Below are 6,372 nucleotides of genomic sequence, written 5' to 3'. Positions count from 1 at the left end.
GACCTCCGGTTAACCGGAGGTCCTTTCTTGATGTTCTATGGGCGACCTCCACTGTTCGAGCCGTTGTTTCAGCTGTTTGAGGTCTTTTACGACGACCACTTTGCCGGGATAATCTTCGAGCGTATTCTGAATCTGATATCTGCCTTCCCGTTGATAAGTGGCGCTCCATTCGAACATTTTTTTGAACATGTCCCAGGTGGGGGTGTAGTGCGCCTGTTCAAGTCGCAGTCGCTGCTTGATGAACCTTGTGATGATTCGGTAGGTTATTGTTGAATAGGACGGTTTCAGGAATACGATAAGATCTGCACGGCGGAAGCTGGGGCTGACCCATTTGAGGTGAGCGCCTTCGATGATCCAGCATTTCTTGTTGACGATACTTAGTAACAGCGCATCCCTGTCTGCTTCACTCCTCCGAATATCGTTCGGCTCGGCTCGCTCCCACACCACATTGTCGAGCTCGTAATAAGGAATGTGGAACAGGGTGGACAGGGTCCTGGCGAGTGTCGTTTTACCGCTTCCGACGGAGCCGATAATATGGATCCGGTTCGGAATGTTAGTATCCATAAAAGATCACCGCATTCCTTAAAAATGGTAGCTAATCATTTCGGTGCCGATGTGGCGATCTCCTGTCCAACTTTTCGTAAAATTACACCGCTCGCGGCCGGGAACGGGAAAATGGTGCTCGATGAAAGCCTGCGGCAATCGGGCGAAGAATAAAACATATCGAGAGCGAGCCAAGTCCATGGGATAAACAGCCTGCCATAGGAACGGGTTTGGATCAGGATCATCGCCTTCTCATAGACCAATCAAGCGTTTTGCCTTGATTGGTCTTTTTTTTATGGAGCCGAATTTTTTTAACAGGAATACACGGCCCAGTAACGAAATGGTTGTAACCTATTATTTTTTTAAAAAATGTTGACGCCTTTGTCGATTAGGGGATTCTCTATTCGTTGGTTAAGCATAGAACGAAAATTTTAAGTTTAGTCTTGATAACCAGGAGGGAATAAGAATGAGATTTATGATGATTGTAAAGGCAACCGAGGATTCCGAGGCAGGCGTGCTGCCAAACGCAGAGCAATTGGATGCCATGATGAGGTACAACATGGAGCTGGCCAGAGCGGGCGTGCTCCTTGCTGCCGACGGACTCCATCCAAGCTCGGGCGCCATTCGGATATCTTATCCAGAGCCGGGGGGCAAGCCGAAAATTACCGATGGCCCCTTTACGGAAGCGAAGGAACTGATCGCGGGGTATACCTTGATCGAAGTAAAGACAAGGGAAGAGGCGATCGAATGGGCTAAACGCATGCCGGATCCGCACGGCTTCGGTGCGGGCCAGATCGAGCTCCGCCAGGTCTTTGAACCGACAGAGCTGACGCAGGATCCGGAGGCGCAGGCTAAACAATACGAAATGCGTGAACACATTCAAAGGCAGAATCCATAATGTCAGCTGCAGATACCCATCGTACGATCGATGCCATCTGGAGAATTGAATCCTCCAAAATCATTGCCTACCTGACTCGAATGGTTCGTGACGTCGGGATCGCCGAGGATCTTGCTCAGGATGCACTAATCGCTGCGCTGGAACACTGGCCGATAGACGGAATACCGGATAATCCGGGTGGATGGCTCATGACCGCTGCGAAGCGCAAAGCGCTGGATCTGCTGCGCAGGAATAAGGTGCGCGATCAGAAGTATGAGCTGCTCGGACGCGAAATGGATTCCCGGATGGATTCGGATATGGAGGTACCGGAGGCGGGGGAAGTGAACGATGATCTTCTGCGGCTGATCTTCATGACCTGCCATCCGGTTCTTTCCCCTGAGGCGCGCGTAGCTCTGACGCTGCGTTTGCTCGGCGGATTAACGACAGCGGAGATTGCTCACGCTTATCTTGTGCCTGAACCGACGATCGCGCAGCGAATCGTTCGTGCCAAACGGGCGCTGTCGGCGACCCGGGTGGCATTCGAGATTCCTCAGGGAGCCGAGCTTAAACCGCGGTTGTCATCGGTTCTTGAGGTCATCTACCTCATGTTTAATGAGGGGTACGCGGCGTCTTCGGGCAACCAGTGGATTCGACCGCTGCTGTGCCAGGAAGCGCTTCGGATCGGGCGGGTGCTGGCAGAGATCGCGCCGACGGTGGCCGAGGTACATGGATTGGTTGCGTTAATGGAATTTCAATCCTCTAGGTTCAAGTCCCGGGTCAATGCGGAGGGGGAGCCTGTCCTGCTCATGGACCAGAATCGGGCCTTGTGGGATTATTTATTGATTCGGCGCGGTTTTGCCGCTCTGGAACGGATCGAGCATTTGGGCGGAATGACGGGACCTTACGCCATACAAGCTGCCATCTCCGCTTGTCATGCCGGAGCGCCCACTGCAGCAGAGACCGACTGGATTCGCATCTCCGCGTTATATGAGGCCTTGGCCCAGGTTTCTCCTTCGCCCATCGTGGAATTGAACCGGGCCGTGGCTCTCTCCATGGCTTTCGGTCCGGAGATCGGGCTTGAGATCGTGGATGTTTTACGTGGCGAGCCGGCCTTGAAGGGATACCATCTCCTTCCGAGTGTAAGGGGAGACCTGCTTTTCAAGCTGGGGCGCCTGGATGAAGCCTGCGAGGAGTTCAAGCTGGCCGCATCGCTGACGGATAACCTGAGGGAACGTGTTTTGCTGCTTGACCGTGCGGCAGAATGCCTGTCAGCGAAGTCCTAAGACAAACTGAAGAAAATTTTTAGAAAAACTTTTTAAAAAAATATGAAGATGTGTCGATTACATAAAATCTCGTTCGTCATTTAGATATAAAACAAAAAAACCGAGAGGAAGATGAACATGCAAGCACAAATGGTACCTTTTATTATTTCGGAGGATGCAAGAGGTCAGGCGAATTTTTACATGCAAGCGCTGGGTGGAGAGATCGATTTGTTGACTACCTTCAAGGACATGCCGGGCATACCGGAAGCCCATCAGGATAAGGTTATGCACATGTCGTTAACGCTGGCTGGCGGCAACAAGCTGATCCTCACCGATGCGTTTCAGGAAACCGGCAAGAGCACGAGCATGGGGATGGCCATCACGTTTGATCACGAGGAAGATGCGCGTGCCGCTTATGGCCATCTTAGCGCTGGGGGGACCGAGAAATATCCGTTTGCCCTGCAGCCTTGGGGAGCCTACTACGGTGAAGTGGTAGACCGGTACGGCATGACCTGGCAGATGGTTCATCAGGGTTGAGTTGGAAAAATACCATACTACGATTAAGAGGGAGCCAATAAGATGAATCAAGAAGTTACGGATTACATTGCAGCCATTAGTGATACCTGGAAGGTGGAGGTCGGCGAGCGGCTTCGGGAGCTTGTGCACGGCACGATCCCGGACGTTTCGGAACGGCTTCAATACAAAAAGCCCCATTTTCTGAAAAACGGAAAATATGCAGCTGTGATCAGCGTCGCGAAGAGCGCCGTGAGCTTTACGATTTTCAATGCGGATGGCCTGGATTGGCCTGAAGCGTTGTTTGAAGGACCGCCTGAACGAAAAACCATCAAAATTACGTCCGGACAGCAGGTCGATTATGATGCGCTCGGATCCTTGCTGAAGCAGGCATCCGACGGACTGTAAATCATATGTAATAGGAAGCGCGGATAACCGGTGTTTGAACCGTTCCTGATATAATAGCCGCGATCCTGTGAGGATCGCGGTAAACGTCATTTTACTTCTTGGTGCCGTGCTGCTTGGTCGGCAGCTTGTCGCTTGGTGTTCCTTTGCCGTGATTTTCCTTGTTGCGACGGGCCTTCTCCGCATTCTCGTTCATTTTTTCCACAAAATCGTGCGTGCTTTCCATATGACGTAAGCTCCTTTTGCTCAGAATGTATGGCTTTGCCTGATCGTGCTTAATATAACCATTTCGCCCTGATCATATTTGGTGACTTTGGAATGGAGACACAGATGGTGAGATTTTCGTTTGGAGGGATGAAGGAATGTCCAGTAAGCTCGCGTTCATCTTGATGATTGGAATTATCGTTGTTCTGGGTCTGGTCGGCTGCAGCGGATTTGACGAGGATGCGGGGTCCGCAGACGAGAGCCTGTACTCCGTCAAGAAGCTGATGAAGCTGGATGCAGCGAAGGTGAAGGCCATTCATGTGATCTATGGGGATGGGACCCGGATGGTGCTGGATCAGAAGCAGGATATAGAACCGGTCATGGAGCGAGTGGACAGTCTTCAAGCCAAGCGGATCACAGATAACGAGTCACCGGGATTTCTGTTCTTTATGGACGTCGTGCAGGGTGAGCAGGAGGTTCGCGTAGCGAACGAGTTTGAGGTGGATGGACAATCGTATGTGCTGGCGGGTCCCGCGTTGAACGATCTGAACACATATATGGTCGAGCTGGGTCGATCCCACAACCCTGAATTGCTGCCGGGATACACGATAAACGATCAGGAGCCTTGAGGTATGTCTCTTACGGTTTCACAGGGATCGTGAACGAATGAATGGAGAAGGCAATTGTCATATCACGGCAAAAAAATACCCTGCCACAGGCAATCGCCCGGGCGGGGTATTTATGGTGAAAACCCGTTCCATATTACTTCTTATGACTGATCAACAGCTCATATTTGTTCAAGGAAGCGCCCAAAATATTCTCATTCCGGCCCTGACCGTGGGATTGCCTGAACGATTCACTGGAAGTCCAGCGTTTGAACGCCTCCTCGTTTTCCCATACCGTAGAGACCTTCAGTTCCTCTGCCTCTGCGCCTTCTTTGGCTTCGTGCCATACTTCCATCCGCACGAATCCCTCAATCTCCTGGACACCCTTCGCTTCAGCGAATCGCTGCGCAATTTCTTGTCCGAAGCCCGGTGTAACCTTAATCGAGTTTGTAACAACCAGCATGCAAGATTCCTCCTTCGATAACGACCGGATAAATTCCAAAAATGTCTAACCCCTTGCCTGTATGTCCATTATACCTGAACGGAGGGGCCGATTTCATCTTGGGAGCTAGGGAGCCTCAAAAGCCACAAGCGCCACAAAAGCCACAAAAGCCACAAAAGCCACAAAAGCCTCGTAGTCAGGGCTCCCCGGCAAGCCAAAGCTGCGGCATGCTTAAGTCACCGGAGGACCTTCTGCCGGAAACTCTGCCGCAGGTACGGCGGCAGCCGGCGTCATGACTTTGGGTTTCGCCCTGCCGCTCCATGACCAATAGGTGCCGATGCGCAGCAGCCGTTCAACGGGTCCGCTGCGGAACCGTTTCAACCAGAGCAGGCTGCCCGTTGCCAGTACAGCATAGATCAGGACGGCCAGCAGCGCTCCTTGCAGCACGCCGAGCTTGCCGAACATACCCAGTCCGAATCCGTAGAATATCAGTACGCACACAACGCTTTGCGTCAGATAGTTGGTTAGCGACATCCGCCCAACCGCTTCAAACGCCCGGATGATGACCGATTGTTTAGACGAGAAGGCATATAGGGAAGCGAACAGATGTATATAACCCAGCGCGAGCAGAGGTCCGCCAAGCATCGTAAGTACGCCGCTCCAGCCGTGGGTGGATCCGAGCATAACCCCTGCGGTCTTAAGTCCAAGCCCGACCGGTATGAGCAGAGACCATCTTAGATACAGCTTGATCTCCATGGAGGGATGGAGGAAGCGCCCGCGTTTGGCGGCGACCATACCAAACAGGAACATTGGCGCGCTCATCAGCGGAGCAATCAGAATGACCAGCAGCATCAACCAATCCGGAAGGTCGATGGGCATTTCCTCAGTTGAACGAAAGTTCAGAATCTCGCTGTACGTGCCATTGCCGTACACCTCAATAGACTGCTTCACATAATTCTCCATACGCTCGGCTTCACCTGCCGTAGGCTCCATGGAGCCATATCCGAGGAGGGACATCAGCGCGAGTAAGAGGATCCCCCAGATCAGGATTGTTTTGGCCTTCCGTTTCACAAACAGCACCAGGAAGAGTCCGATCGCTCCGTAAAACAGCAGAATATCGCCTTCCCAGATGAATGTCGAATGGAGCAAACCGAGAACGATCAGCAGCACGGACCTGCGGAAAAAGCTGCGTCCGTATTTGAGCCCTTTGCCGATCAGGCTTTCCCGCATCTTGATCATGCTGTAACCGAACAGGAACGTAAAGATCGGCATGAAGCTGCCCTCTACGAATACTTTCAGCATGTCATGGCTAATCAGATCCAGCGTGGATGGCTGGAAGAAATGCAGCTCGTCTTTGCCGAACATGCCGTATTGAAAAATAAGCATATTGGCCATCAGGATACCGAGCAAGCTCAAGCCGCGAATCGCATCCACGGCCGTGGAACGTTTATTTGAATTCATGTCAATCACCTCTGACACCAAGTATAAAGCTCGAAACGAAATAACTCGGAAACGGCAACC

At 52.0% G+C, this 6,372-nt stretch carries 10 protein-coding genes; 6 read left to right on the top strand and 4 right to left on the bottom strand.

Features of this window, described 5'->3' with window-relative positions; all coding sequences use genetic code 11:
* Positions 1 to 9: 9 nt before the first annotated feature.
* Entirely contained in the window at positions 10 to 564 is a 555-nt protein-coding gene (locus tag M4D81_RS26985; protein ID WP_071218767.1) for a P-loop NTPase family protein, read from the bottom strand.
* Positions 565 to 613: 49 nt separating this feature from the next.
* Between M4D81_RS26985 and M4D81_RS26980 the strand changes: the two genes are divergently transcribed.
* The 5 genes from M4D81_RS26980 to M4D81_RS26960 all read left to right on the top strand — a co-directional run bounded on the left by M4D81_RS26980 (position 614) and on the right by M4D81_RS26960 (position 3,603).
* The gene (locus M4D81_RS26980) at positions 614 to 751 is read left to right on the top strand and encodes a CGNR zinc finger domain-containing protein (RefSeq protein WP_260068666.1); all 138 of its coding nucleotides are present in this window, start codon (positions 614 to 616) and stop codon (positions 749 to 751) included.
* Positions 752 to 1,009: 258 nt separating this feature from the next.
* Positions 1,010 to 1,441, top strand: coding sequence for a YciI family protein (locus M4D81_RS26975; RefSeq protein WP_260068662.1), 432 nt, complete (start codon positions 1,010 to 1,012; stop codon positions 1,439 to 1,441).
* Positions 1,441 to 2,703 (top strand): RNA polymerase sigma factor, encoded by a 1,263-nt coding sequence (locus M4D81_RS26970; protein WP_260068661.1) that lies wholly within the window; start codon positions 1,441 to 1,443, stop codon positions 2,701 to 2,703. The genes M4D81_RS26975 and M4D81_RS26970 overlap by 1 nt, the downstream gene beginning before the upstream one ends.
* A 117-nt stretch (positions 2,704 to 2,820) precedes the next feature.
* Positions 2,821 to 3,219 (top strand): VOC family protein, encoded by a 399-nt coding sequence (locus M4D81_RS26965; protein WP_071218771.1) that lies wholly within the window; start codon positions 2,821 to 2,823, stop codon positions 3,217 to 3,219.
* 42 nt (positions 3,220 to 3,261) lie between these two features.
* Complete coding sequence (locus tag M4D81_RS26960; protein WP_260068660.1) at positions 3,262 to 3,603, top strand: DUF1801 domain-containing protein; 342 nt, start codon at positions 3,262 to 3,264, stop codon at positions 3,601 to 3,603.
* Between the two features lie 91 nt (positions 3,604 to 3,694).
* Here the strand turns inward: M4D81_RS26960 and M4D81_RS26955 are convergent, their stop codons facing one another.
* On the bottom strand, positions 3,695 to 3,826 hold the full coding sequence (locus M4D81_RS26955) for a DUF4023 domain-containing protein (RefSeq protein ID WP_009590359.1): 132 nt from the start codon (positions 3,824 to 3,826) through the stop codon (positions 3,695 to 3,697).
* A gap of 136 nt (positions 3,827 to 3,962) precedes the next feature.
* Here M4D81_RS26955 and M4D81_RS26950 point away from each other — a divergent pair, with 136 nt between their 5' ends.
* Positions 3,963 to 4,433 (top strand): hypothetical protein, encoded by a 471-nt coding sequence (locus M4D81_RS26950; RefSeq protein WP_071218773.1) that lies wholly within the window; start codon positions 3,963 to 3,965, stop codon positions 4,431 to 4,433.
* 133 nt (positions 4,434 to 4,566) lie between these two features.
* Here M4D81_RS26950 and M4D81_RS26945 read toward each other — a convergent pair whose 3' ends face one another.
* Entirely contained in the window at positions 4,567 to 4,872 is a 306-nt protein-coding gene (locus M4D81_RS26945) for an antibiotic biosynthesis monooxygenase (RefSeq protein WP_071218774.1), read from the bottom strand.
* A gap of 210 nt (positions 4,873 to 5,082) precedes the next feature.
* Complete coding sequence (locus M4D81_RS26940) at positions 5,083 to 6,312, bottom strand: DUF418 domain-containing protein (protein ID WP_071218775.1); 1,230 nt, start codon at positions 6,310 to 6,312, stop codon at positions 5,083 to 5,085.
* Positions 6,313 to 6,372 lie beyond the last annotated feature (60 nt).

It is taken from the genome of Paenibacillus sp. p3-SID867, from assembly GCF_025142895.1.
Classification (GTDB): domain Bacteria; phylum Bacillota; class Bacilli; order Paenibacillales; family Paenibacillaceae; genus Paenibacillus_AQ.
The sequence above is the reverse complement of the archived record's forward strand: the minus strand, read 5'-3'. Positions and strand labels throughout refer to the sequence as shown.

Bases quoted from the DNA above. Each gene is read 5' to 3' on its own strand.
- M4D81_RS26985 (WP_071218767.1), bottom strand. From the start codon at position 564: ATGGATACTAACATTCCGAACCGGATCCATATTATCGGCTCCGTCGGA.
- M4D81_RS26980 (WP_260068666.1), top strand. From the start codon at position 614: ATGTGGCGATCTCCTGTCCAACTTTTCGTAAAATTACACCGCTCGCGG.
- M4D81_RS26975 (WP_260068662.1), top strand. From the start codon at position 1,010: ATGAGATTTATGATGATTGTAAAGGCAACCGAGGATTCCGAGGCAGGC.
- M4D81_RS26970 (WP_260068661.1), top strand. From the start codon at position 1,441: ATGTCAGCTGCAGATACCCATCGTACGATCGATGCCATCTGGAGAATT.
- M4D81_RS26965 (WP_071218771.1), top strand. From the start codon at position 2,821: ATGCAAGCACAAATGGTACCTTTTATTATTTCGGAGGATGCAAGAGGT.
- M4D81_RS26960 (WP_260068660.1), top strand. From the start codon at position 3,262: ATGAATCAAGAAGTTACGGATTACATTGCAGCCATTAGTGATACCTGG.
- M4D81_RS26955 (WP_009590359.1), bottom strand. From the start codon at position 3,826: ATGGAAAGCACGCACGATTTTGTGGAAAAAATGAACGAGAATGCGGAG.
- M4D81_RS26950 (WP_071218773.1), top strand. From the start codon at position 3,963: ATGTCCAGTAAGCTCGCGTTCATCTTGATGATTGGAATTATCGTTGTT.
- M4D81_RS26945 (WP_071218774.1), bottom strand. From the start codon at position 4,872: ATGCTGGTTGTTACAAACTCGATTAAGGTTACACCGGGCTTCGGACAA.
- M4D81_RS26940 (WP_071218775.1), bottom strand. From the start codon at position 6,312: ATGAATTCAAATAAACGTTCCACGGCCGTGGATGCGATTCGCGGCTTG.